A 24,599-nucleotide genomic window follows, 5' to 3' on the forward strand; every position below is an offset into this window, starting at 1 on the left:
GCTATAACCTTAGTTTCGCATGACCTTAGTAATATAACCTAAATATTTAAGCAAGTATTAAAGATTTACTCCCACTGAAGCTAAATCCTTGCGCGCTTGCTCTGCGGTTGTAAAAACAAATCCATGCATGCCAACTCTATGAGCTCCATCAATATTTGCTGGCTTATCGTCGAAGAAAACAGTTGTTTGCGGATTCAATCCAAATCTACTTATAGCAAGTTCAAAAATTTCCGGTTCTGGCTTATGCAAATGCTCAACACCGGAAATAATAGTTCCTTGCAAAAGAGTAGAAAGTTCTGGGAATTTTTTAAGCGCCAACGGGAAAGTTTCTTTAGACCAATTCGTTAAGCCCCACACTCCGTATCCAGCTTTACGTAAATCATGCAATAAATCAACCATTCCAGGCATCATGCGCGTCAAAACTTGGTCATAATGAGCGCAATACCAACGGAAAGCGCAGGCAAGTTCGCTTCCAAAGCGACGCTCGTATTCAGGCATAAGATCTTTCAAAAGCTCGCCGCCATCCATGCGGTCCTCAAATTCATAGAAGCCGGCTAAATCGTTCTTTCCAAAGCTTCCATTAGGGCAAATAGTATCAACTAAATTCGGGAATTGCTTTTGCAAACAGTTTCGGCAATTCCATTCGAGTAGAACTTTGCAATAGTCAAACATGACGTCATGAATCTCAATATTTTGTGCGTTAGTCATTTGTTTCTACTGCTCCTATTTGTTTCATACGTTATTTTATATTCGCGTATTTTGTTTTGTGCGTTAATCTTGCTTGTTAATTTTGCTTGTTAATCTTGCCCGTTAATTTCGTGCGTTTAATTTTGCGCATTGCTGATATTATTTTGCGCGCTACTTTATATTAATAAGAATCCCAAGAACATGCGGTAATGCATTTATAATGTCGCTTGCAACAATTGGGTGTTCCAAAGTTAAAGCACGCTTTGATTTCACTATGTCTTGCACTAGTTGAGTGTAATTGTTTCCACCGCTACTGCGTGATGCAAACACTGCGCAAACTCCGTGAATCACAGCTGCGCTCGCTGCAATAAGTGCGTAATTTTTGTTATTCGCGTTGTCGTTATTATTGTCGTTTTCGTTATCTTTTTCGTGCTGAGCCAGCAATGCTCCTAAAATTCCTGCTAGCACATCTCCTGATCCTGCAGTTGCTAGCCAAAATGGAGCGTATTGTGCAATATAAATAGGAGAGTGCATCGATGATGGTGATGCAACTGCTGTTGTTGCGCCTTTAACTAACACAGTTGCTCCAGTAAGATTTGCTGCTTTTTGAGCGTAGTGAGTTGGGTTAGCGGATATTTGTTGTGCGCTTACTTCTAAATCGTATCTAGTAAAAAGCGAGCTTAATTCTCCTGCATGAGGTGTGAGAACTACTTTTTCGCAAACTTGTTTTGGTAGTAAGTCTAATGCTCCAGCATCTACGCATATTGGCGGAAGATTGTTATTTAATTGCGTTTCAGCGTTGTCGTTTTCGTTTTTGTTTTTGTTGTCGTTTTCGTTGGAGTATTTTGCAAGTATGCTAGCAATGTATTTTCTTTGAGATAAAGCCGTTTCGTCGTTACAATGACTTTCGTCTGGTATGCCGCATCCAACTGTTATTGCGTCGATTTTTCCGTTTAATTGTTCGTATGCTACTACCTCAGGTGATGCTTGCAATACTAAGTTTTGTGCGCGAAGAGGACCGGCATAACGAACCATTCCAATATTTGCATGTATTGCAGCACTTGTGCTTAATACTGCTGCTCCTGGATAGTCGTTTGATCCGGTAATTATGCCTAGAACGCCTCTTGAATATTTATTATCGCTTGCATGAGGCGTGCGCAATGCTATGGAAGCAAGATGAATATCTACTGATATTTCATTATTTGCAGAGTTTTTATCGTCAGTGTGCGAACTGTCGGGTTTTGCAACGTAATTCATGCCATCTGTATTGCCAAACATATTATTAAGTGTAATTGCTGTTAAGCACATGCAGAGTTAGCTAAACAAGTGTATTGCTGCCTAAACTTATGTATTGTTTCAATTTGTAAACGTTTTGAAAATATTTGTAATTTTTTTGTTATTCTGCGTGTCGCAAGTGCTATGGCGTGTCGCTGCCAGTTTTGCGTAAAAAATAAACAAAAATGCCTGCTAGATAAATTTGTTCAAACGTTATAATCACATTTATTTTTTCGTTGGCATATTAACGTTTTTTATTGCAAGATAAAGCAGAAAGTAGCACTGTCTTTTTTGAAATTTTGCATTATAACAGATGGAAAATTCGCGAAACGCATTTTTGCAAAAATAATTATATTTTTTCACATTTTTTATTGACCGGCATACATATTTTTCTTATGCTATAAGCGTTATTGCGAATGATTATTTTTTTCATGAATAGCTTTCATGAGTACCTCTCACAATCAACCCATGCAATAACAGTTAAAGATTCCCGAAAGGAACGAGTGTGAAAACTTCACGAATTTTCGCAACTGCAGCTGCGGTTGCATTATTAGCAACTTCTATGGGTGCTTGCGGCTCTGCAAAAAATGCCGAAAATAAAGCGAATGGCAATCAAGTAAATGTAGTGGCAACTACAACTCAAATTTGCGATTACGTAACTCAAATCGCTTCAACTGCTGACGCAAAATCTGGATTGAGCCTCAATAAGACGGATTCTCAGGGCAAGAAGTCTGTAATCGGAGCTCCTCAAGACAAAGCAAAGTCAACAATTAATTTGACCTGCTTGCTTGCGCCAAACGCTTCTGCTCATGAGCATGAAATGACTCCAGCTCAATCTAAAGCTCTTTCTAAGGCTGATTTGATGCTCGTTTCTGGTGTAGATCTCGAGCACTTCTTGGATCAAGCTGTGAAAGCTACCGGTTTTAAGGGCACTATGGGTGTAACTTCCGGTATTCTCACTGCTGACGAAATCAAGGATCCAAAGGCTGAGACTTCTAAGGAAAAGGATCTTCCATACAAGGTTGATCGTGGTATCGCTAAGGTGCATGCTGAAAAGTGGCCATTCCCTCCAGAAGAAGGCGAGAAGGAGCCTGAATTCCAGTACGATCCACATATTTGGACCAGTACGAAGAACACGATGATTCAGGTTAAGAATATCGGTTATTTCCTCGGAAAAGCTCTTCCTAAGAGCAAGTCTATTTTCGATGAGCATGTTGAGAAGTTCGTTCAGTCTTTGACTGATTTGGATGCTTGGGCAACTAAAGCTTTGAATAGTGTGCCACAAAAGCATCGTGTTCTCTTCACTTCTCACGATGCATTCGGTTACTTCTCTCGTGACTACAATGTGAAGTTCATTGGTGCAGCACTTTCTGATTTCAACAGCCAGCAGGATGCTACTGCAGATCATATTCAGAAAGCTGCAGAAGATGTCAAGAAGTCCGGAGCTGTTGCGATTTTCGCTGAGAATTCTAACAATTCCAAGTCTATTAAAGCTGTTGCTTCTGCAGCAGGAGTGAAGGCTGTTATTGGCGACGATGCGCTTTATGGAGATTCGCTTGGACCAGTCGGATCTGCCGGCGAAACTTACATCGGTTCCATCGTTCACAATGTTGAAACATTGGTGAAAGCTTGGAATGGTAATGTTCCTGAACTTCCAGATTCAGTTAAGACTGCATTGAAGAAGTAACATATAAATAACAGTAAAAAATAACAGTATCGTAACAGTAACTTTAATAGCGAAACTTTAATAGCGAAGTAAAGAAGTTACTGTTACGAATACTTATTAATAAACTGAAAAGACTGGAAATATAGTGAATAAGAGCGTCCTTGCAATGAAAAATTGCGACCTGGCATACGGTTATAAAACTGTAGTGACTGGTATTAATGGCAGTGTACAAGCCGGGGAAGCTTTGGCTTTAATAGGTCCAAATGGTTCTGGAAAAACAACGTTTTTGCAGGCTATTATTGGTATCGTGCGCGTAAGTCGCGGTGAACTGAAAATGCCTAAGGCTTTGTCTATTGGATATGTGCCACAGCAGGTTGATTTGGATTTAACGTTCCCGATTACTGCGCGTCAAGTTGTTGCAATGGGCTTAAGTAGGCAGACAGGTTTTCTTGGATTGCTTAAAAAAGATCAGAAAAAATCTGTTGAGGATGCTCTTAATCATGTTGGTTTATTAAATCGCGCAGATGTGCGATTTGGTGACCTTTCTGGTGGTCAGCGACAGCGCATTCTTCTTGCGCGCGCTATTGTTGCAAAACCAACGCTTATTTTGCTCGACGAACCTTTTAATGGTCTTGATGAACCGAATCGCCGAGAACTTCTTAATATTATGAAATCAGCAAAGCAAGAAGGTATTGCTTTTGTTGTATCTACGCACGATTTAGTTATTGCAGATGCTATTTGTGAAAAAGCGCTACTTTTAGCTGGTAAGCAGATTGCTTTTGGTGCGCTTAAAGAAGTAATGACTAAAGAAAATATTACTCGCGCATATGGTGGAAGCATGCCAACAGATTCTGTAGGTCTTACGCTTTCGCAAATGTCTGAAGATGATTCTAAAGGAAGCTCTTCAGAAGGCTCGAAAGAAGTTTTCAGCGATGGCTTAAAAATTAGCGAAAGGCAAGATTAATGCTTGCCCAATTAGTTGAATCATTAAGAGAAGTTCTGGAACCAATTCCTGGTTTTGATTTTATTGCTTCTGCTCCTTATATTTTTCGCCCGTTCTGCTTACTTATAGTTCTATCTATAGCTAGCGGAATCGTTGGCGTATTTGTGAACTTGAGATGTGCTGAATTTAATGCGGAAGCTATTGTGCATGGCATATTTCCTGGAATTGTTGTAGGTGCTTTATACGGTGGCATAGATCAAATTATTCCTGGTGCTGCAATTTGTTCAGTATTTTTAGTTGCTGCATTAGTGTGGGCTTCTCGTTCAGCTCGCATAAATGAATCGATTATCGCAACTGTTTTAACTACTTTCTTTGCTCTTGGTGTAGTAATTTCACTAAAAAAAGGTGATATGTCAGGTCAGCTTGAGGCATTGATGTTTGGTAGGCTGCTTGATGTCACTGATGAGCGAATGACTCAAGCAATGTGGATTTGTTTGTTTGCAATTATTGTGCTTTTGACAACTTGGAAACAGCAGATTATTGTTGCTTTCGATCGAGCAAGTGCTCCATTAATGGGAGTTCATACTCTTTTTGTAGATATTGTTCTTAACGTTGGTATTGCTGCGGTTGTTGTTTCTGCATCTTCAGCTGTTGGTGTTCTTCTTGTGATTGGATACCTTATTATTCCAGGAGCTAGTGCTCGTTTAGTATCTAGAACAGTTGGGCGCATGGTTACAGTTGGTATTTTTGTTGGTATTGCTGGAGTTGTTCTTGGTATGTACGTTATGAATTTGGAGCTTGATCATCCTATTTCTCCTCAAGCTGCAATTGCATTAAGCATGTGTGCAATGTTCGTAGTTGTGCTTATTGTGCGCTGGCTGTTCCAAGTTATTTCATCTATAGTTTTTGCGCATAAAACTCATACAAGCGGTAGCGATATGAAAGTTTTAGCAAAATCTTATAAAGGTAGGGAATAGATGGTAAGTATTTGGCAAATTATCGCTCTACCTATAGTTGAAGCAATTGTTGTAGGTGCTCTATGCGGTTTCGTTGGCTCTCTTGCGCTTCTTAACCAGCGAATATTCTTTACTGAATCTATTACTCATGCTGCTTTTCCTGGAGCAGTATTAGGTGTAGTTGTAACTTCTGCTTATACAATAGATCAAAATATTTTGTCTCTTGGGCTTTTTGTCGGTGCTGCTGTTGCGTGCGTTGTACTTTCCTTAGTAATGTATGCACTTTCGCATCTTAAGGGCATTTCTTCGCAAGCTGCAGCTGGTATTACTTTAACTGTCGGCTTTGCTAGTGGATACTTTTTAAATAAGTGGTTTGCTCCATTGCCATTGCGTATTGAGGGATTTTTAACTGGATCATTGCTTAATTGCACTCCTGCAGACGTGATTTCAGCCTCTGTTGCTTTCTTGCTTGTTTTGGGATTATGGATTTTTAATTCTGCTAATCTTGTGCATTGCTCGTTTGATCCGATTAATTACCGTGCTGCAGGTGGAAGATCAGGTTTTATACAAGGCATGGTTCTTGCTTTGATTATTATTACTGTTTCCGTCATTATTCCAGCAGTTGGTACAGTTGTTTCAGTATCTCTTATTGCTGCTCCTGCTGCAGCATTAAAGGGAAGAATTGCTTCTATAAATAAATTTGTGCTTGCATGTGTAATTACTGCTGTTTCGATTGCTTTAATTGGACTAGCTTTAGCTGTAATACTGAAGCTTTCTGCCGGCGGTACTATTGCTATTTGCGCTGGAGCTTTCTTCTTAATAGTCAAGATTGGTGAAAGTATTTTTATAAAAATTAATGATTTTTCATCGAGATTGCATGCAAGGCGAGAAAAAGTAGCCGAAAACGCTATCTAGCAAAAGAGTTTTAAAAGTCGCTCTGTTGTCCTAAAATGTCAACGAATTGCGCGTGAAAAATGCGCGCGATTGACGTCGTTTTTGCGCGTTTTGTTGATTGTTTAATCGCGTAAGTTTATCGACGCCACACAAGTCCAGGTCTGCACATTAGTAACGCAAGACCCCGATAGAAAAGGACAATTATGGCTGAAAATACCATCTCCATCACCGTAAACGAGGAACGCAAGGAGGTGGATGCAAGCTTCACTGGCGTTGAACTTTTCGCGGAAGATAAGAATATTATTGCCGTGCGTTTAAATGGCGAGTTGCGTGATTTGTACACGCCTCTTCATGATGGCGATACCGTGGAATCAGTAGCACTTGATAGTGAAGATGGCATCGCAATCATGCGTCATTCCGCTACTCACGTGATGGCTCAAGCTGTTCAAGAAATTCGACCAGACGCAAAGTTGGGCGTAGGTCCTGTAATTAAAGACGGCTTCTACTACGATTTCGATGTTGATACTCCATTTACGCCAGACGATTTGAAGCAAATCGAAAAGCATATGCAGCGCATTATTAAAGAGTCTCAAAGCTTCCGTCGTCGCGTTGTAACTGAAGATGAAGCGCGCGCTGAAGAAGCAAATCAACCTTATAAGTTGGAGTTGATTGGGGATAAGGAAGCTGCTCTTGATCCGGCTGCTGCTGGCGAAATTAGCAAGCATGAGCTTAGCATGTACGACAATTTGGATCGCGAAGGCAATAAAGTTTGGAGCGATTTGTGCCGTGGACCTCATTTGCCAAACACTCGCTATATTAAGGCTTTTAAGCTTGAGCGTGTAGCTGCAGCTTACTGGCGTGGTTCGGAGCATAATCCTATGCTTCAGCGCATTTACGGCACTGCTTGGCCTAGCAAGGAAGAGCTTAAAGCTTACACAACTCGCATGGAAGAGGCCGCTAAGCGCGATCACCGCAAGCTCGGTCAAGAGATGGATTTGTTCTCATTCCCAGATGAGATTGGTCCAGGCTTAGCAGTGTTCCATCCAAAGGGTGCTGCGATTATTAACGCAATGGAAGATTATTCCCGCGAACAGCATCGCAAGCATCACTACAGCTTCGTACAAACTCCGCACATTACTAAGGGCGGCTTGTATGAGACTTCCGGTCACTTGCAGTGGTACAAGGATGGCATGTATCCTCCAATGAAGCTTGACGAAGAGCGCGACGAAAACGGTAACGTAACTCGCCAAGGTGCTGACTACTACTTGAAGCCAATGAATTGCCCAATGCATAACTTGATCTTCAAGTCTCGCCAGCGTTCTTATCGCGAACTTCCTTTGCGCTTGTTTGAGTTTGGTACTGTGTATCGCTACGAAAAGTCTGGTGTTGTGCATGGTTTAACTCGTGTTCGTGGATTGACTCAGGATGATTCGCACATTTATTGCACTCGCGAGCAAATGCGCGATGAGTTGAAGAGCTTGCTTAACTTTGTGCTTGGTCTTCTTAAAGACTTCGGTTTGAACGACTTCTACTTGGAGCTTTCCACTAAGGATGAGCATAAGTTCGTCGGTTCCGACGAGATTTGGGAAGAAGCAACTAATACTTTGGCAGAGGTTGCTAAAGATTCTGGTTTGGAACTCGTGGACGATCCAGGTGGAGCTGCATTCTACGGCCCGAAGATTTCCGTGCAAGCTCGCGATGCAATCGGCCGCACTTGGCAGGTTTCTACTATTCAGCTCGACTTCAACTTGCCTGAGCGCTTTAAGCTGGAGTATATTGCGGCTGACGGTAGCCACCAGCGTCCTGTGATGATTCACCGCGCACTCTTCGGCTCTATTGAGCGTTTCTTCGCTATTTTGCTTGAGCATTATGCAGGCGCATTCCCAGCATGGTTGGCTCCAGTTCAAGTAACTGGCGTTCCTGTTGCAGACGAGTTCGCTCCACACTTGCAAAAGTTCATTAGCGATTTGGAAGAGAACATGGTTCGTTGCGAAATGGACAGCTCTGACGATCGCTTCGGCAAGAAGATTCGTAACGCTTCTAAGTCTAAGGTGCCTTTCACTTTGATTGCTGGCGAAGAGGATGTGAACAACAATGCTGTGAGCTTCCGCTTCCGCGATGGTAGCCAATTGAATGGTGTTCCAGCCCAGCAAGCTAAAGAGTGGATTTTGTCCATTATCAAGCAGCGCGTTCAGGTCAATACTGCCGAAGATTTCGAGCGCTACACTAAGTGATTTAGGTTAGCTAACTTAAACGTTAACGTAAGTTTTTGTGTAAGCTGAATCTTAACTAGCAAAAGCCCGCACTTCTTAACGTTGTGTGGGCTTTTTTATATCTAAATCGCTACACCGTTATTTTTTCAGTTTGCCAGCTGAGTTTTTAACGGTGTTTTGCTTATTATCGTTATTTTTTCAGTTTGTCAGCTGAGTTTTTAACGGTGTTTTGCTGATTACCGTTATTTTTTCAGTTTGCCAGCTGAGTTTTTAACGGTGCTTGTATCTTCTTACAGTCGCGCGGTTACTATAAGAATGTTGATTGAGCACAAGTTTTACTTGCGATTACGCTAGGAAGGTTGCATTCAATGTTGGAATCATTACGCATTGGGTTTAAGCGCATTATTTCTCCAATTGCAAAATTGCTAGTCCGATTAGGCGTAAGTGCTAATTGTGTAACAATTGTTGGCACAATAGCTGTAGTTATTATTGCTTTTGTTACTGCTTTTACTAAACAGTTTGTTGTTGGCACTATATTTTTAACTATTTTTGTGCTTGCAGACAGTTTAGATGGTTCTGTTGCTGCAATAACTACAGGCGGCACAAAATTTGGTGCATTTCTTGACTCAACTCTCGATCGCATTGCAGACTGGTCATTGTTTTCCTCGGTATGCATTTGTTTGTATAACTCTCACGAAAAAGATATGTGCACTTGGATTTCAACTTTGAATGGCAGTGCAATAAAGTATGTAGGATTATTAAGCTGTTTAGTTGCTCTTATGGCAGCTTTCGTAACTTCATACACTCGCGCTCGCGGTCAGTCAATAAATGTAGATCCTAAAAAAGGTTTAATAACTCGTGCAGATAGAGTTGCTGTGATTCTTGTTGCTATGGGGCTTGTTGGTCTTACAAATCAACTTTTTTGGTTGAGTTTTGCTATGATTTTGCTTGCTATTGGCGGTATTATTACAGTTTTCCAGCGTATTTTTGAAGTAAAGCATGGGCTTGATATAAAAGATAAATAAAATTTGTCGCGAAAGCGCAATAAAATCGTTTCGTTTGATTAACTGTACGTTTTAGGAGTATCATGTCAGGTCATTCCAAGTGGGCGACTACAAAGCACAAGAAGGCCGCTATCGACGCAAAGCGTGGCAAGCTTTTTGCCAAGCTTATTAAGAACATTGAAATTGCTGCACGTTTGGGTGGTGGCGATCCTGATGGTAATCCAACGTTGTACGATGCCATCGTTAAAGCTAAGAAGGCTTCCATGCCTGCTGACAACATCAAGCGCGCTGTAAAGCGTGGTTCTGGTGAAGAAGCTGGCGGCGCAAACTACGAAGAGATTGTTTACGAAGGTTACGCTCCTGCAGGTGTTGGATTGATTATTGAATGCCTTACTGATAACCGCAATCGTGCTGCTGCTGATGTGCGTTCAACTCTTACTAAGGGCAACGGTTCTTTGGCAACAAGCGGTTCTGTGAGCTTTAACTTCGAGCGTAAAGGTTTGATTGAAGTTCCATCCGAAGGTGTTGACTACGATAAGCTTTTCGAAGTTGCAGCTGAAGCTGGAGCTGAAGATGTTGCTGATGATGGTGATGTTTATTCTGTTTACACCAATTCCAGTGATTTGGTAACTGTGCGTAAGGCTTTGCAGGAAGCTGGTTTCGACTATGATTCTGCAGATATCATTATGCATCCAAATAATGAGGTTGAATTAAGCTTAGAAGATGCTCAAAAGGTCTCTCGCTTAATCGATAATCTCGATGACTTGGATGATGTTCAGAATATCTACAGCAACTGGACCGCTTCAGATGAAGTTATGGCTCAGCTTGAGGAAGATGAATAATCTCCTATGATGATTTTGGGCGTTGACCCCGGGCTTACTCGCTGCGGGGTCGGCGTGATTGAAGCCGGCGTATCTCGTCGGCTTTCTTTTATTCACGTCGATGTGTTGAGGTCTGAGCCTGATCTTTCGCAAGATTTGCGACTTTTAAAGATTTATAACGGATTAGTTGAAAAAATTGAGCGTTTTTCGCCTGATACTGTGTCTATCGAACGTGTTTTTGCGCAAGAAAATCGAAATACTGTTCTTGGCACTGCACAGGTTGCTGGTATCGCAATGCTTGCTGCAGCTCAGCGCAATATTCCTGTTGCTTTACACACTCCTACTGAAGTTAAACTTGCTGTAGCTGGAAACGGAAAAGCTCAAAAACCTCAAGTAGAGCGCATGGTAGCGCGACTACTTGGTCTTAATGTTTTGCCTACTCCTGCTGATGCTGCCGACGCTTTAGCTCAAGCTATTTGTCATGCTCTTCGTCCTTCTGGTGCTTTACAAGGTGGCGAGCGCGAGCAACATCTAACTGCTGCGCAGAAACAGTGGGCATTAGCTCAAGCTCAGGCGCGTAAATCTTCTTCTGTCGTTCGAGACATGTAGGATATCAATAGAACAGATGTTCTATTATAATTGTATTTGACTTTATGTGCTTTAAGCTATGAGTTTTTGTTAAGTGGGAGTGAGCTTATGATTGGAATGCTTGTTGGGCAAGTTGCGTCAATTGATGCTCGTTCTGCTCTTATTGTTGTTTCTGGAGTTGGCTACGAAACTTATATGCCTTCTCAAGATTTGTCTTCTTTGCATGAAGGGCAGGAAGTTTGCGTTTATACGTCGCTTCAAGTTTCGCAAGATGCTTTAACTCTTTATGGTTTTACAACTCAAGCTGCTAAACGAATGTTTTTGCAAGTGCAAAAAGTTAGTGGAATCGGTCCTAAAGTTGCTCTTTCTATGCTTTCAACTTTGAATGTTGATCGTCTTTTACAAGCTATTTCTGAGGGAGATGTAACTTCTCTTTCTTCTGCGCCTGGTTTAGGGAAAAAGGGTGCGCAGAAGATTATTTTGGAATTGAAGGGTTCTCTTGATCCTTCAATACTGGCAGATAGTTCTAATGATTCGGCTCAATCTAATAAGCAGATTGTTGATTCTAGCGTGCAATGCGTAATAGAGGGTCTTGTTTCATTGGGTTGGAGACAAGTTGACGCTCAAAGAGCAGTTGAGCAAGTTTGTGCAGAGAATAATATTTCAACTCCTATATCTGATGCAGATTTGCCTAATGTTTTACGAATGGCATTAGCTTCACTTGATAGGGGTAGATAATCATGTTTGTAAAGAATCTAGTATTGGGGGAGTTGAAGTGAGTGAAGAGTATACTTCTGCGCTAAATACTGGTGTTGCTGAAGAATCCTTACGCATGGTTTCTTCAACGCCTTTAGGAAATGAGCAACTCAGTGATGAGGAGCTTCGTCCTCACGCATTAGAAGGTTTTATCGGTCAACCAGTTTTAAAAGCGCAATTGCAACTGTTTTTAGATGCTGCTAAAAAGCGTGATGTTGCGCCTGACCATATGTTATTGGCTGGCCCTCCTGGATTAGGAAAAACTACATTAGCAATGATTGTTGCTAATGAATTGCAAGTTCCTATTCGAATTACTTCAGGTCCTGCTATCCAGCATGCTGGAGATTTAGCTTCTATACTAAGCGCACTTGACGCAGGTGAAGTGTTGTTTATTGACGAAATTCATCGTTTGCCTCGTGCTGCAGAAGAGTTGCTTTATATTGCTATGGAAGATTTTCGCGTTGACGTCATGGTTGGTAAAGGTCCTGGTGCCTCATCAATACCGCTAACTCTTCCTCGTTTTACTGTAGTTGGAGCTACCACTAGGGAAGGAATGTTGCCTTCTCCATTGCGCGCTCGTTTTGGTTTTACTGCTCATCTTGATTTTTATCCTCACGAAGAGCTTGAAAAACTTATTGAGCGATCTGCTAAAGTCTTAGGGATTTGTCTTGTCGATCAAGCTGCTAAAGAACTATCATTGCGCTCTCGTGGCACTCCTCGTATAGCGAATCGTTTGTTAAGACGTGTCAGAGATTGGGCTATTGTGCATGATTTGTCAGAAGTAAATCAAGATGCTGTTGTTGAAGCTTTAGCATTGTATCAAATTGATACGCAAGGTCTTGATCGACTTGATATTGCAGTTTTGAAGGCTATGGTTTGTCAGTTTAACGGTGGACCGGTTGGTCTTAATAATCTAGCTGCAATGGTTGGTGAAGAATCTGAAACTGTTGAAACAGTGTGTGAACCATATTTAGTGCGTGAAGGATTCTTAATTCGCACTCCTAAAGGTCGTGTTGCAACTAGTAAAGCTTGGAAACATTTGGGCTTTAAAGAGCCTAGTAATGTCAGTGAGCTAGCTTAAAATAATTAACTTGGACGGCATTTCGACCGTCTTAGGGTTGGATACTTAAGGAGTTTACTTTGCCTCAATTTTTCCAGCAGTATGGCATGCTTATTATTCTCGTTGTAGCAATGGTTTGCATGATGATGTTCCAAACTCGCAATGCTAAGAAGCGTCAAGCTGAAATGCGTTCATTCCATGAATCTTTGGAACCAGGCACTGAAATTATTACAATCGGCGGTATTATCGGAAAGATTGTAAGCGTAGATACTCAATATGAAGAGATTGTTATCGATTCAGAAGGTAGCTTGATGCGAGTATCTTTCCGCGCTGTAAACAGATTGTATGTGCGTCCAGCATTTATTAGCGATGAAGAAGCAGAAGCTGCACAAGCTGAAGAAGCTAAGCAAGATGATGCAAATAAATCTGTAAACGAAAATAACGAGCCAGTATCAGAATCTGCAGAATCTGAAAAGTAATAACTTTTATCTCATAAATTTATAATTTAATACTTAAGTCGTGATGTGTGAGTCAGCACATGTCTCACGCATCACGCGAATATGTGACATTCTTTCCATATTCCAATAACAAGTCTTGTGAAGAAAAGAACGTTAGGATTATGACAGCAACGGATATTACAGTGAAAACGTTGAAAACAGTAAGCAACGATGATGCCGCTTATCTTGCTTCTTTGATTCGTACCGTTCCAGGATTCCCAAATCCTAGTATTATATTCCGTGATTTTCTTCCTATATTTTCAAATGAGCGCTCTTCGCGAATTCTTATTGATTCTTTGATTGAGGCATTGCCTGTGCCGGCTGATTCAATTGATTTGATTGCTGGGCTTGAAGCTCGAGGTTTTCTTTTTGGACCATTATTGGCATCTAGGTTAGGCAAAGGTTTTCTTGCTATTCGTAAAGCTGGTAAGCTACCTCCTCCAGTTATTACTGAGTCATACATGCTTGAGTATGGTCAGGCAAGTATTGAAATTGAAAGCGATGCTATTAAGCCAGGTCAACGTGTGCTTATTGTTGACGATCTTATTGCAACTGGAGGCACTGCAAAAGCTGCCGCAAATATTGTCAAGCGCGCTCAGGGAATAGTTGCAGGTTTTAGTTTTGTTATTGAACTTACTGGTATTAGTGGAATGAGTGAATTATGCGATTATCCTTGCAGCAGTTTAATTACTATGCCAGCTTAAAAGTTTATTATTATCGCTTATTATTAAAGTAATATCCTATTTAAAGCAATATATTGGTTTTGCACCTAAAAGATTGAAAGGAAAAGGCATGGTTGAAAAGCTTAAGTCATCCTTAATAAACATGTCTAAAGGTGTAATAACTCCTGTTATTGTTATTTTTATTTTTTCTCTTACAATAGGTCTTTTCTTATCTCTCACACTTCTTGTGGTTTCTATCGAAGAAGGAACAGGTAATCTTTCTGAATCTGCAATGTCTATGACTTGGGCTGTGTTTATGTTTGCTCAAGGCGTGGGTCTTACCTTTGGAAATTGCATTCTTACGATTATTCCTTTAGGTCTTACTTTTCTGCTTATTTCAACGCTTGTATGCTTAATTCGTCGTATTAAAGGTGGGAATATAGCGTATTTTACTGGGCTTGTAGTCTGGGCTGCTATTAATGCTATACTTTCTCAAAATACGCATGTTACTTTACTTGATTCTACTTTTATTGTTGCTTGTAAATCTTCTTGTGTTTATTTAATTTCTCTACTTATAGCGGTTTTCCCAAGCAGCTCACTGTTTGTATCTGCTAAGCAGCGTTATAAGCAAATCTGTCCTGAGTATATTCAAAAAAATATTCGTATTACTAAGCGAACTGCGGTAATTTTGTTCGGTTTATATGCTTTTGTTGCGTTAATAACTGTTGTGGTTTGGGCTTGCACAAATTTTGGTTATGTTAATTCATATTTCAATAAACTAGGCATGCAAAATGGTTCGCGTATTCTTACAACTATTGCTTGCTTAGTTTGGCTGCCGAATGTTGCTATTTGGGCATTATCTTGGATTTGTGGATCTGGATTTAATATTGGATCTGTTGCACAATTTACTTTAACAGTTTCTCAGCGTAAATCTTTGCCGCCTATTCCGGTTTTTGGAATATTTCCTGATGCTGTTATTGACGTTGTGCATCGCACTGTTTTTTACTATATAGTTCCAACTTTATGCTTTATTGTAATGCTTGTAACTTTATTGCATAAAAGCGGCTGTGGCTTGCGTTTAAAAAATATTATTGACAAAACCGAGCGTGAGTCTTTTATGTTGAACGTTATAGAAGCTGCAACTGATAGTGTTGGCGTATCCGCTTTAATTACAATTATGTGGACTGTTGTTTTCTCAATAGCAAATGGTTCATTAGGTGAATGTCGACTTTCTTATATTGGAGTTGACATTATTGAAAGTACTAGAGCTGTTGGCCATCTTACACTATATGCTTCTGCTGTAGCATTAGTTATTTCAATTTTTAGTATTCTACTTATTTGTGGTGCGAGATATTGCTTAAATCTTATTGCTGCTACTAAGTCGAATAAGCCTGTAAAATCTGCAAAATTAATCGAAAATAAGACTAGTAATAAAAATAATCAACCTTTGCCTTTGAAAAAAGCCGCTCCTAGGACGGTTTCATCGAAGGCTAAAAGAAAATAATTCCTCACTACTATTTTGGGAAGGAAGGCCGCCGTGCAACAGACACAGAGCAAAGAATCAAACGCAAATGTGCTGATAACCACAGGTGAAAGGCAAATTCGTAGAGTTCTTGTTTCAGTTTTTCATAAAGAAGGACTTGAAATATTAGCTGAAGCTTTTAGAAAGGCTGATACTGAAGTAGTTTCAACCGGCTCTACTGCTGCTAAATTGGCGGAACTTGGCGTTCATGTTACTGAAGTTTCTGACGTTACTGGTTTCCCAGAAAGTCTTGATGGAAGGGTGAAGACTTTAGATCCGCATATTCACGCTGGAATTCTTGCAGATATGAGTAATGCTGATCATGTGACGCAACTTGAAAAGTTAAACATAAAGCCGTTTGATGCTGTAGTAGTTAATTTGTATCCGTTCGTAGACACTGTAATGAGCGGTGCTGATAGTGACGCAATTATTGAAAAAATTGATATTGGTGGACCTTCTATGATTCGTGCTGCAGCAAAGAATCATAAGTCTGTTGCCGTTATTACAGATCCTGCAGATTACCAGCTTTTAGCTAATAGAATCGTTTCAGGTGAAGGCTTTAATTTGCAAGAGCGCGAATATTTGGCTGGTAAAGCATTTGCTCATACTGCAGCTTACGATGCTTCTATATCTGAGTGGACAAGTAAAGCATGGCAGAAGCCTGAAAGTTTGAACACAAATGATGAAGAGGATAGTCAAAATGCTGTAGTTGTGGAGCTTCCTGCAAACTACACGCGCACTTGGAGTTTAGAGCATACGCTTCGATATGGTGAGAATCCTCATCAGCAAGCAGGATTGTATTTAGATCCTTTGCATAAGGGTGGTTTGGCTCAGGCTGAGCTTCTTGGCGGAAAACCTATGAGCTACAACAATTACGTAGATGCGGACGCTGCTTGGCGTGCGGTTTGGGATTTTGCTCCACAAATTGCAGTTGCTGTTTGCAAGCATAATAATCCTTGCGGATTGGCAATAGGCGCAACTGCAGCAGAAGCGCACAAAAAAGCTCACGCTTGCGATCCTGTAAGTGCTTACGGCGGTGTGATTGCTGCAAACACTACAGTCACTTTGGAAATGGCAGAAAGCGTGCGCCCAATTTTCACGGAAGTTATTGTGGCTCCAGACTATGAGCCTGAAGCTTTGGAATTGCTTCGCACTAAGAAAAAGAATCTTCGTATTTTAAAGGTTGCAACTCCGCCAGTTTTGGATTTGCAAGTTCATCCTATTGACGGTGGTGCTTTAGTTCAATCTGCAGATAAGATTGATGCTTTTGGCGATAATCCTGAAAACTGGACGCTTGTTTCTGGAGAAGCTGCTGATGCTGACACTTTGCGCGACTTGCAATTCGCGTGGCGTTCGCTTCGTTGCGTAAAGTCTAACGCAATTCTACTTGCGCACGACAATGCTACTGTTGGCATTGGAATGGGTCAGGTTAATCGCGTGGATTCATGCCATTTAGCTGTTGAACGTGCGAATACTTTGGCTGATGGCGTTGAGCGTGCTCGCAGATCTGTTGCAGCTTCGGATGCTTTCTTCCCATTTGCTGACGGTCCGCAGATTCTTATTGAAGCTGGTGTTCGTGCAATCGTGCAACCTGGTGGCTCTATTCGCGATGAGGAAGTGTTCGAAGCGGCTCGTAAAGCTGGCGTAACTATGTACACTACCGGAACTCGTCACTTCTTCCACTAAAATCGCTTTATCTAAAATTCATAAATTCATAAATTCATAAATGAATCAATGAATCAATGAATCAATAAATACTATGAATGCAGCGTTTGAGTATTTCAAGCGCTGCATTTTTGCTTTAATAAATAAATCAGCTTATGTTTTCTTATCGCTAAGCAGGTATGATACAAGTATGACAGATAATGAGCATCAGACTAAAAGCGCTAAATCGGAACATCCGTATGTGTCGGAAAAACGTGAGGGTAAGCCTTATGCTGAGTGGATTGTAGCAGTTATTGTTGCATTTTGCGCATTATTGGCATTCGTAGGATATGTAAAAGCCGCCACAATTATTATTTCTGTGGCGGCTGTACTTCTAGGCGTTATGCGCTTAATTATGCGTCAGAGTAGTCCTTGGAAAGTTCGCTCTGTTGGCTTTGATTCTTTCATAAGTATTACGCTTGGCATAGGTTTGCTCATAACATATGCTTCAATTATATTTTTGCTATAACTTTATTTTTGAAGATTGTTTGCAACATTATCGTCAGATGCGTCTTGAACATACTCATAGCTCATATCTGACACTGCAGGAGTGTCTGTTTTTGCATCTGCTTTTGTCTCTGCTTTTGCATCTGCAGATTTTTGTGCTGGTTCGGAATTTGTTTCATTCGATACAGCAAGTTTTTGTGCAGAGTTTGAAAGGAATTTTGTCAATAGCGAAACTAAGCTAACAATCGCTGCAGCAAAAATTGGAGCAACCCAGAATACCCACAATTGACTTAATGGCTTAACATCCAAATCATAAGAGTTTGCGAATATTGCAATACCTGTAGAACGAGCAGGATTCAAGCCAGCTCCTGTGATCATGTATGTAATTAAAGTGCCAACTGCGTATGCAATACCGATGTGTGTTGCATAACCGCATTTAGTATTACCTTTATTGTCTGTGCTACGCAATGCAGCGGCAACAATCAAAATAACAGCAATAACTTCAACTAATAATGCAGATACTATTCCGAAAGATAAATTCATTCCTTTTAATTTAGATGCGGAAATAGATCCTTTTCCAAACCCGTTTACTAATGGCATAAACCAATATTTTTTGTCAAAACCTGACATTTGATCAAATTGCGACGGATCGACGCCTGAATCCTGCTGAGGAATAGTAAGAAGAAATAGTTTTGCAGCTGCAATAGCACCAAAAACTTGTGCAACAATGTAGCATAATCCTGAAACATATGAAGTGCGTCCAGTAAGCATTGAAGCAATTGTTATAGCAGGATTAAGATGACCTCCAGAAACTTTAGACGCAATATGTGTTGCTGCAGCATAAGCGAGACCAGTGCCGACAGCAATCATGAAAACGTTGATTCCGGACATAAATATATTGAGAGGATAAAAAGTGTAAATAACGAACATTACTAAAGCTGTAGCAATAAATTCGGTACCAATACGAACAATAAGTGGTGCAGCAGTTTTAGTTGTGTCGCACGTTGTATCTGTTGTTTTAATCATAACTTTCCTTAATTTTAGTTGTGCTGCTTCGTTAATGATTGCAACACAATGAAACCTAGGCTATACTATCACGGCTATGCCATACGGTAACATAGAAAAACGTGGTGTTTTTTGATTTATTACAAATTTAATAAATTGCCACATAAATTAGTAAGTTAATTAGTAATGAATTGCTTATATTGCGCATTCTTAAGTAAATTTTGGCGCAAGTATGTATGTAATTCTTTAGGTCACGTTGGGAGAACGATGCCAAACGCATATTCCCGCGCCAATCAGGCGCATTCAGATGACAACAACGCCATTCGACTGCAGAAGCTGCTTGCTGAAGCGGGATTTGGTTCAAGACGCAAGTGTGAAGAGATTATTCTTGACGGGCGTGTTGAAGTAGACGACGAATTGGTTACAACACTTGGTACTCGAGTAGATCCAAAACGTCAAAAAGTGCGCGTTGATGGATCTCGCGTAAAGTTCAACACAAAGCTCGTAACGCTCGCATTGCATAAGCCTAAGCGAGTTCTTAGCGCAATGGACGATCCAAAAGGTCGCTTTACTTTAAGAGATATTGTTGGAGACAAGTACGAGCGAATTTTCCACATGGGACGCTTGGATTACGATTCTGAAGGTCTTATTTTAATGACCAACGATGGCGAGCTAAGCCAACATGTTATGCACCCAAAGTATGAGGTTGAGAAAACTTATATTGCAACTGTTGAAGGCAAAATAAACGGTATGGTTTGCCGCCGCTTGGTTTCGCAAGGCGTAAATCTTGAAGATGGTTGGATTAAGCTCGACCGTTGCGCAATAATCGACCAGAATCACGACACGACTATTGTAAAAGTCGTTTTGCACTCTGGCAAAAATCGTATTGTGCGCAGGATTTTTGAAGCCGTAGGATACCCTGTAAAGCGCCTTGTTCGTACGCAAATTGGTCCTATTAAATTGGGGGACTTAAAAGCTGGATCGTATCGCGTGCTTTCTCAAACAGAAGTGCGCTCGCTTTCTAAGGAGGTTGGCCTGTGATTTGTGTAGCAATTGATGGACCAGCAGGAGTAGGTAAATCTTCCACTTCTCGTGCTTTAGCGCAATACTATGGTTTTGCGTATTTGGATACGGGTGCAATGTATCGAGCTGCTGCTTGGTGGTGCTTGAAAAAAGGTATTGATTTAAGCACGCAGCTTGAATTGGATGAAGAAGGAAATCCTGTAAATCCAGCAGATATTGAACGCTTTAATCAAATTGTTGAAGCTGTTGGAGCCTTATTTACTGAAAGTGACGCTGACTTTAGCGTTGACCCTAAGAATCCTATAGTGACTGTCGAAGGTGAGGATATTAGCGAAGAATTGCGTTCCAGTGAAGTTTCTTCGCATGTGTCTACTGTATCTTCAATTCCTGCAGTTCGCCGTATGCTTATTGCTGCTCAGCGCGCGTATATTGCTTCAGAGTCAGCTGAAGATTCTTTCTCTAAAGGTGAGGGCATAGTTGCAGAAGGTCGCGATATTACTACTGTTGTAGCTCCTAACGCGCAAGTTCGAGTGCTTCTTACTGCACGCGAAGAAGTGCGTCAAGCTCGCAGAAACAAGCAGAATATTGCGCAAGAAAATTTGCAAAATAATGAATCTAAAAATAATGAATCTGAAGAAGACGATATTCGCGCTCGTGACGCTAAAGATTCTAAAGTTACGCATTTTCTTCAAGCAGCAGATGGCGTTACAACTCTCGATAATTCTGATTTAACTTTTGAGCAGACTCTCGACGCTCTTGTTGAAATGGTTGATGCTGCTATCGAGCAGGACGAGTACGACCGCTATGCAGCTAATCTTGAAGGTTACGATCTTGACGATGAAGACCGTGCGCTTCTTCGAGGCGACGAAGTAAATCAAGACGATGCAAAAGACTCTAAAGCTGTTGGAGTAATCGCCATTATAGGCCGACCAAACGTTGGAAAATCAACGCTTGTAAATCGTATTTTGGGTCATCGTGTAGCTGTTGTAGAAGATACTCCAGGCGTTACGAGAGATCGCGTAAGCTACGACGCTGAGTGGGCTGGAACCAACTTTAAGCTTGTTGACACTGGCGGCTGGGAAGCAGATGTTGAAGGAATAGATTCTTCTATTGCTCAGCAAGCGCAAGTAGCAGTGCGTTTAAGCGATGCTGTGATTTTCCTAGTAGATGGTCAAGTTGGTTTAACAGCTACAGACGAGCGTATTGTTTCAATGCTTCGCGCTGCAGGTAAGCCTATTACTTTGGCAGTTAACAAGGTTGACGACGCTAGAAGCGAGTATTTGACTGCAGAGTTTTGGAAGCTCGGAATGGGTGAGCCTTACGGAATTTCTGCAATGCACGGCAGAGGCGTTGGAGATTTGCTTGACGCGGCTCTTAACTCTTTAAAGAAAGCGAATAAAACTTCAGGATTCTTAACTCCGCAAGGACTTCGCAGAATTGCTTTAGTAGGTCGTCCAAACGTTGGTAAGTCTTCGCTTTTGAATCATTTAGCTCACGAAGAACGTTCTGTTGTAAACGATTTGGCTGGAACTACTCGCGATCCTGTTGATGAGGTTGTGCGAGTTGACGGAGAAGACTGGCTGTTTATTGACACTGCTGGTATTAAGCGCAGACAGCATAAACTTACGGGCGCTGAATACTATTCTTCACTTCGTACGCAAGCTGCGATTGAGCGTTCTGAACTTGCTTTGATTCTTTTCGATTCTTCCGAACCGATTGCAGAGCAGGATTTGAAAGTTATGAGCCAAGCGGTAGACGCAGGTCGCGCAATCGTACTTGTGTTTAACAAGTGGGATTTGATGGACGAATTTTCCAGACAGCGCATGGAACGCTTGTGGAAAACTGAGTTTGAGCGCGTAACTTGGGCTGAGCGCGTAAATCTTTCCGCAAAAACAGGATGGCATACGAATCGTCTTGCGCGCGCTATGCGAACAGCTTTAGACAGCTGGGATAAGCGCATTCCTACAGGCAAGCTCAATGCTTTCTTAGGTCGTATTCAGTCTGCTCATCCGCATCCTTTGCGAGGCGGAAAGCAAGCGCGAATCTTATTTGCCACGCAAGCTTCTACGCGCCCTCCGCGTTTCGTAATATTCACAACTGGCTTCTTAGAGCACGGATACCGTCGCTTTATTGAGCGATCGCTTCGAGAAGAATTTGGATTCGAGGGAACTCCTATTCAAATCTCCGTAAAAGTACGAGATAAGAAGAAGCGCAAATAAAACGCGAGTAAATAAATTTGCGATTAAAATCACGAGTAAAGCTTAAGTAAAGTAGGAGCGTATATGGCTGGTTTGGGCGAGTTAGCTTTCGATTTGCATCATGCTAGCGAAGATGAGATTTTTCAAGCATTTGTTGATTGGGTTAAAGATAACAAACATGTAGATTTGTGGCCGCATCAAGAAGAATCCGTTATGGATTTGCTTGCAGGAGACCACGTCATTTTAAACACTCCAACAGGTTCTGGAAAGTCGCTTGTCGCGCTCGGTATGCATTTCGCGGCGCTCGCCACCGGCAGACGCTCCTACTATACTGCGCCAATTAAAGCTCTTGTATCCGAAAAATTCTTCGATTTAGTAGCTATTTTTGGGCGTGACAACGTTGGTATGATTACAGGCGACTCGCATATTAATGCGGATGCTCCAATAATCTGCTGCACGGCGGAAATCTTAGCAAATCAAGCTCTGCGTGAAGGCGCAAACGCTGAAGTCGATTGCGTCGCAATGGACGAATTCCACTACTATGGTGATCCAGAGCGCGGATGGGCTTGGCAAGTTCCGCTGCTTACACTTCCAAATACGCAATTCTTACTTATGAGCGCAACTCTTGGAGATGTAACGGATATTGCGGAACGCTTAGAAAAATCAACAAAAAGAACTGTTGATATTATTGCAGACGCTCCAAGACCAATCCCACTCGAATACGAGTACACAGATAAGCCGCTTGCAACAACTGTAGAACTCTTATTTAACAAGGGTTTAACGCCAATCTACGTAGTTCATTTTTCGCAAGACGCAGCTCTCGAAACAGCGCAAGCGCTCGCTAGTACTGGAGTTTCAAGCAAAGAGCAGCGAGACAAAATAGCTCAAGCGATTAAAGGCACTAAATTTACTACAGGCTTCGGCAAAATTTTGCAAAGGCTACTGCGCACTGGTGTCGGCGTACATCATGCTGGCATGCTTCCGCGCTACCGTAGGCTCGTCGAACAGCTCGCACAGCAAGGACTGCTACCAGTTATTTGTGGCACAGACACTCTTGGTGTTGGTATTAATGTGCCAATTCATTCTGTTGTGCTTACAGCTCTTACAAAATTTGATGGGAATCGTAGCCGCAAGCTTCGCGCTCGTGAGTTTCATCAAATTGCAGGGCGTGCAGGCAGAATGGGATTTGATACTGAAGGCTTAGTAGTTGCAGAGGCTCCAGAGTTCGAGATTGAGAATGCGCGCGCTGTTGCAAAAGCCGGAAACGATCCTAAGAAGCTTAAAAAAGTTAAGCGTAAGAAGGCTCCAGAAGGCTTTGTAGTTTGGGGTGAGCCAACGTTTACTAAGCTTATTGAAAGCGCTCCAGAAACTTTGAATCCTCACATGGTTGTAACTCACTCAATGATTTTGAACGAAGTTACGCAAGGTGGAGATGCTAGAGCGCGCGTTGAAAAACTTATTGAAGATAGCGCACAAAAGCCGCAAGATAAAGAAAAATTACTTGAGCGTTGCGACGATATTTTCCAAACTTTGCTCGATACTCAAGTTATTGAATGCAGAGAGCGCGCTGACGGTTCTTGTGACTATGATCTTGATGTTGCTATGCCAGAGGGTTTTGCTCTAGATCAGCCGCTTTCGCCATTCTTGCTTGCCGCTTTGGAACTTCTAGACCCAGAATCTCCAAGCTATGCACTTGACGTAATTTCTATGGTTGAAGCAACTTTGGATGACCCTAAGCCTGTGCTTCGTGCGCAAGAGCGTAAGGCTCGTGATGCTGCAATGGCTGGTATGAAGGATGATGGCATTGATTACGAGGAGCGCATGGAACGCTTAGCTGAAGTTAGCTATCCTAAGCCTCTTGAAGATTTGCTAGCTCCTGCTTTTGCGCAATATCGCAAGGACGTGCCGTGGGCAAACGACTACTGGCTAAAGCCTAAATCTGTGCTTCGAGACATGGTTGAAACCGCCTCTGATTTTACTGGATACATTTCTCGTTATGGCATTGCTAGAAGTGAGGGAACGCTTCTTCGTTACCTTTCGGACGCTTATCGTTCGCTTGCTCGCACTGTGCCAGAAGACATGCTTAACGAAGAATTGCGTGATATTATTTCGTGGCTTCGTCTTGTTGTGCGCTCTATTGATTCAAGTCTTGTTGACGAGTGGGAGAGTGCAGGAGGATCGGATGCTGAAGCTAGCGCTGTAACTATGGCTGCGCCTTCAACTTCTGAGTCTGTAGTTGAGGATCGTCGTGGACTTATTGTGTTGATTCGAAACGCAATGTTCCGTCGCGTGCAGCTTATGGATTTGGAAGATGCGGATACTTTAGGAGAGCTTGACAAGGCTTGGGGTTACGGCGTTCACGAGTGGAATGATGTGCTTGACGACTATTACGACGAGCACGAGTATGTTGGTATCGATGCCAAGGCTCGAAGCGGCGACTTGTTTATTTTGGATGATTCTCTTGAGAAGAGTGAACATTCGTGGAAAGTTCGGCAGATTATTGACGATTCAGACGGAGATCATAATTGGGCTATTACTGGCGTTGTTGATTTAGATACAACTCAAGACGAAGGCGAAGTTGTGTTCTTCGATTACCAAGTTTCGCATGTGTGATTTTTAAAAATGTGATAACAGAATGCGAAATGCAGAATGAAAATGCAGAATGCAATCGAACGTTT

Annotated in this window: 21 protein-coding genes; 18 read left to right on the forward strand and 3 right to left on the reverse strand. The window is 41.7% G+C overall.

What is annotated here, in order from left to right; all coding sequences use genetic code 11:
* Positions 1-57: 57 nt before the first annotated feature.
* Positions 58-708: an HAD family hydrolase gene (locus AC1EKT_RS01385; protein ID WP_415682935.1), complete on the reverse strand. Its 651-nt coding sequence runs from the start codon at positions 706-708 to the stop codon at positions 58-60.
* A gap of 150 nt (positions 709-858) precedes the next feature.
* Complete coding sequence (locus tag AC1EKT_RS01390) at positions 859-1,995, reverse strand: ADP-dependent NAD(P)H-hydrate dehydratase (protein ID WP_481615930.1); 1,137 nt, start codon at positions 1,993-1,995, stop codon at positions 859-861.
* Between the two features lie 472 nt (positions 1,996-2,467).
* Between AC1EKT_RS01390 and AC1EKT_RS01395 the strand changes: the two genes are divergently transcribed.
* The 15 genes from AC1EKT_RS01395 (at position 2,468) to AC1EKT_RS01465 (ending at position 17,717) form a co-directional block, all read left to right on the forward strand.
* The gene (locus tag AC1EKT_RS01395; protein ID WP_481615931.1) at positions 2,468-3,649 is read left to right on the forward strand and encodes a metal ABC transporter substrate-binding protein; all 1,182 of its coding nucleotides are present in this window, start codon (positions 2,468-2,470) and stop codon (positions 3,647-3,649) included.
* A gap of 145 nt (positions 3,650-3,794) precedes the next feature.
* Positions 3,795-4,592, forward strand: coding sequence for a metal ABC transporter ATP-binding protein (locus tag AC1EKT_RS01400; protein ID WP_481615932.1), 798 nt, complete (start codon positions 3,795-3,797; stop codon positions 4,590-4,592).
* Positions 4,592-5,548, forward strand: a complete 957-nt coding sequence (locus AC1EKT_RS01405; protein ID WP_481615933.1) for a metal ABC transporter permease — start codon at positions 4,592-4,594, stop codon at positions 5,546-5,548. The genes AC1EKT_RS01400 and AC1EKT_RS01405 overlap by 1 nt, the downstream gene beginning before the upstream one ends.
* Positions 5,549-6,442, forward strand: a complete 894-nt coding sequence (locus tag AC1EKT_RS01410; RefSeq protein ID WP_481615934.1) for a metal ABC transporter permease — start codon at positions 5,549-5,551, stop codon at positions 6,440-6,442.
* A gap of 182 nt (positions 6,443-6,624) precedes the next feature.
* A complete protein-coding gene (gene thrS / locus AC1EKT_RS01415; protein ID WP_481615935.1) occupies positions 6,625-8,655 on the forward strand; it encodes a threonine--tRNA ligase in 2,031 nt (676 codons plus the stop codon).
* A 347-nt stretch (positions 8,656-9,002) separates the two neighbouring features.
* A complete protein-coding gene (locus AC1EKT_RS01420; RefSeq protein ID WP_421789839.1) occupies positions 9,003-9,659 on the forward strand; it encodes a CDP-alcohol phosphatidyltransferase family protein in 657 nt (218 codons plus the stop codon).
* A 62-nt stretch (positions 9,660-9,721) separates the two neighbouring features.
* The gene (locus AC1EKT_RS01425) at positions 9,722-10,480 is read left to right on the forward strand and encodes a YebC/PmpR family DNA-binding transcriptional regulator (protein WP_391495814.1); all 759 of its coding nucleotides are present in this window, start codon (positions 9,722-9,724) and stop codon (positions 10,478-10,480) included.
* Positions 10,481-10,486: 6 nt separating this feature from the next.
* Entirely contained in the window at positions 10,487-11,068 is a 582-nt protein-coding gene (gene ruvC, locus AC1EKT_RS01430) for a crossover junction endodeoxyribonuclease RuvC (RefSeq protein ID WP_004106546.1), read from the forward strand.
* An 87-nt stretch (positions 11,069-11,155) separates the two neighbouring features.
* Positions 11,156-11,785 carry a Holliday junction branch migration protein RuvA gene (gene ruvA / locus AC1EKT_RS01435; protein ID WP_481615936.1) on the forward strand — a complete coding sequence of 210 codons (630 nt, stop codon included), beginning with the start codon at positions 11,156-11,158 and terminating at the stop codon, positions 11,783-11,785.
* A 94-nt stretch (positions 11,786-11,879) separates the two neighbouring features.
* Positions 11,880-12,884 carry a Holliday junction branch migration DNA helicase RuvB gene (gene ruvB / locus AC1EKT_RS01440; protein ID WP_415689858.1) on the forward strand — a complete coding sequence of 335 codons (1,005 nt, stop codon included), beginning with the start codon at positions 11,880-11,882 and terminating at the stop codon, positions 12,882-12,884.
* Between the two features lie 59 nt (positions 12,885-12,943).
* Entirely contained in the window at positions 12,944-13,342 is a 399-nt protein-coding gene (gene yajC / locus AC1EKT_RS01445) for a preprotein translocase subunit YajC (protein WP_415686814.1), read from the forward strand.
* 140 nt (positions 13,343-13,482) lie between these two features.
* A complete protein-coding gene (locus AC1EKT_RS01450) occupies positions 13,483-14,064 on the forward strand; it encodes an adenine phosphoribosyltransferase (RefSeq protein WP_415682992.1) in 582 nt (193 codons plus the stop codon).
* A gap of 88 nt (positions 14,065-14,152) precedes the next feature.
* Complete coding sequence (locus AC1EKT_RS01455) at positions 14,153-15,526, forward strand: cell division protein PerM (RefSeq protein ID WP_481615937.1); 1,374 nt, start codon at positions 14,153-14,155, stop codon at positions 15,524-15,526.
* Positions 15,527-15,559: 33 nt separating this feature from the next.
* Positions 15,560-17,230: a bifunctional phosphoribosylaminoimidazolecarboxamide formyltransferase/IMP cyclohydrolase gene (gene purH, locus AC1EKT_RS01460; protein ID WP_481615938.1), complete on the forward strand. Its 1,671-nt coding sequence runs from the start codon at positions 15,560-15,562 to the stop codon at positions 17,228-17,230.
* A 169-nt stretch (positions 17,231-17,399) separates the two neighbouring features.
* Positions 17,400-17,717 (forward strand): DUF3017 domain-containing protein, encoded by a 318-nt coding sequence (locus tag AC1EKT_RS01465; RefSeq protein WP_421789844.1) that lies wholly within the window; start codon positions 17,400-17,402, stop codon positions 17,715-17,717.
* A 2-nt stretch (positions 17,718-17,719) separates the two neighbouring features.
* On the opposite strand, the gene AC1EKT_RS01470 is transcribed toward AC1EKT_RS01465, so the two are convergent.
* Positions 17,720-18,721, reverse strand: coding sequence for an MIP/aquaporin family protein (locus tag AC1EKT_RS01470; protein ID WP_481615939.1), 1,002 nt, complete (start codon positions 18,719-18,721; stop codon positions 17,720-17,722).
* A gap of 246 nt (positions 18,722-18,967) precedes the next feature.
* On the opposite strand from AC1EKT_RS01470, the gene AC1EKT_RS01475 reads away from it, so the two are divergent.
* From AC1EKT_RS01475 to AC1EKT_RS01485, 3 genes are all read left to right on the forward strand, one after another.
* Complete coding sequence (locus tag AC1EKT_RS01475) at positions 18,968-19,741, forward strand: pseudouridine synthase (RefSeq protein ID WP_481615940.1); 774 nt, start codon at positions 18,968-18,970, stop codon at positions 19,739-19,741.
* Entirely contained in the window at positions 19,738-21,942 is a 2,205-nt protein-coding gene (der, locus tag AC1EKT_RS01480; RefSeq protein WP_481615941.1) for a bifunctional cytidylate kinase/GTPase Der, read from the forward strand. Before AC1EKT_RS01475 ends, der begins: the two co-directional genes overlap by 4 nt.
* Before the next feature lie 63 nt (positions 21,943-22,005).
* Positions 22,006-24,534 carry a DEAD/DEAH box helicase gene (locus AC1EKT_RS01485; RefSeq protein ID WP_481615942.1) on the forward strand — a complete coding sequence of 843 codons (2,529 nt, stop codon included), beginning with the start codon at positions 22,006-22,008 and terminating at the stop codon, positions 24,532-24,534.
* Positions 24,535-24,599: the final 65 nt, after the last annotated feature.

It is taken from the genome of Bifidobacterium sp. C0047B3 (assembly GCF_056590535.1).

Bases quoted from the DNA above. Each gene is read 5' to 3' on its own strand.
- AC1EKT_RS01385 (WP_415682935.1), bottom strand. From the start codon at position 708: ATGACTAACGCACAAAATATTGAGATTCATGACGTCATGTTTGACTAT.
- AC1EKT_RS01390 (WP_481615930.1), bottom strand. From the start codon at position 1,995: ATGTGCTTAACAGCAATTACACTTAATAATATGTTTGGCAATACAGAT.
- AC1EKT_RS01400 (WP_481615932.1), top strand. From the start codon at position 3,795: ATGAAAAATTGCGACCTGGCATACGGTTATAAAACTGTAGTGACTGGT.
- AC1EKT_RS01405 (WP_481615933.1), top strand. From the start codon at position 4,592: ATGCTTGCCCAATTAGTTGAATCATTAAGAGAAGTTCTGGAACCAATT.
- AC1EKT_RS01410 (WP_481615934.1), top strand. From the start codon at position 5,549: ATGGTAAGTATTTGGCAAATTATCGCTCTACCTATAGTTGAAGCAATT.
- thrS (WP_481615935.1), top strand. From the start codon at position 6,625: ATGGCTGAAAATACCATCTCCATCACCGTAAACGAGGAACGCAAGGAG.
- AC1EKT_RS01420 (WP_421789839.1), top strand. From the start codon at position 9,003: ATGTTGGAATCATTACGCATTGGGTTTAAGCGCATTATTTCTCCAATT.
- AC1EKT_RS01425 (WP_391495814.1), top strand. From the start codon at position 9,722: ATGTCAGGTCATTCCAAGTGGGCGACTACAAAGCACAAGAAGGCCGCT.
- ruvC (WP_004106546.1), top strand. From the start codon at position 10,487: ATGATGATTTTGGGCGTTGACCCCGGGCTTACTCGCTGCGGGGTCGGC.
- ruvA (WP_481615936.1), top strand. From the start codon at position 11,156: ATGATTGGAATGCTTGTTGGGCAAGTTGCGTCAATTGATGCTCGTTCT.
- ruvB (WP_415689858.1), top strand. From the start codon at position 11,880: ATGGTTTCTTCAACGCCTTTAGGAAATGAGCAACTCAGTGATGAGGAG.
- AC1EKT_RS01450 (WP_415682992.1), top strand. From the start codon at position 13,483: ATGACAGCAACGGATATTACAGTGAAAACGTTGAAAACAGTAAGCAAC.
- AC1EKT_RS01455 (WP_481615937.1), top strand. From the start codon at position 14,153: ATGGTTGAAAAGCTTAAGTCATCCTTAATAAACATGTCTAAAGGTGTA.
- AC1EKT_RS01465 (WP_421789844.1), top strand. From the start codon at position 17,400: ATGACAGATAATGAGCATCAGACTAAAAGCGCTAAATCGGAACATCCG.
- AC1EKT_RS01470 (WP_481615939.1), bottom strand. From the start codon at position 18,721: ATGATTAAAACAACAGATACAACGTGCGACACAACTAAAACTGCTGCA.
- AC1EKT_RS01475 (WP_481615940.1), top strand. From the start codon at position 18,968: ATGCCAAACGCATATTCCCGCGCCAATCAGGCGCATTCAGATGACAAC.
- AC1EKT_RS01485 (WP_481615942.1), top strand. From the start codon at position 22,006: ATGGCTGGTTTGGGCGAGTTAGCTTTCGATTTGCATCATGCTAGCGAA.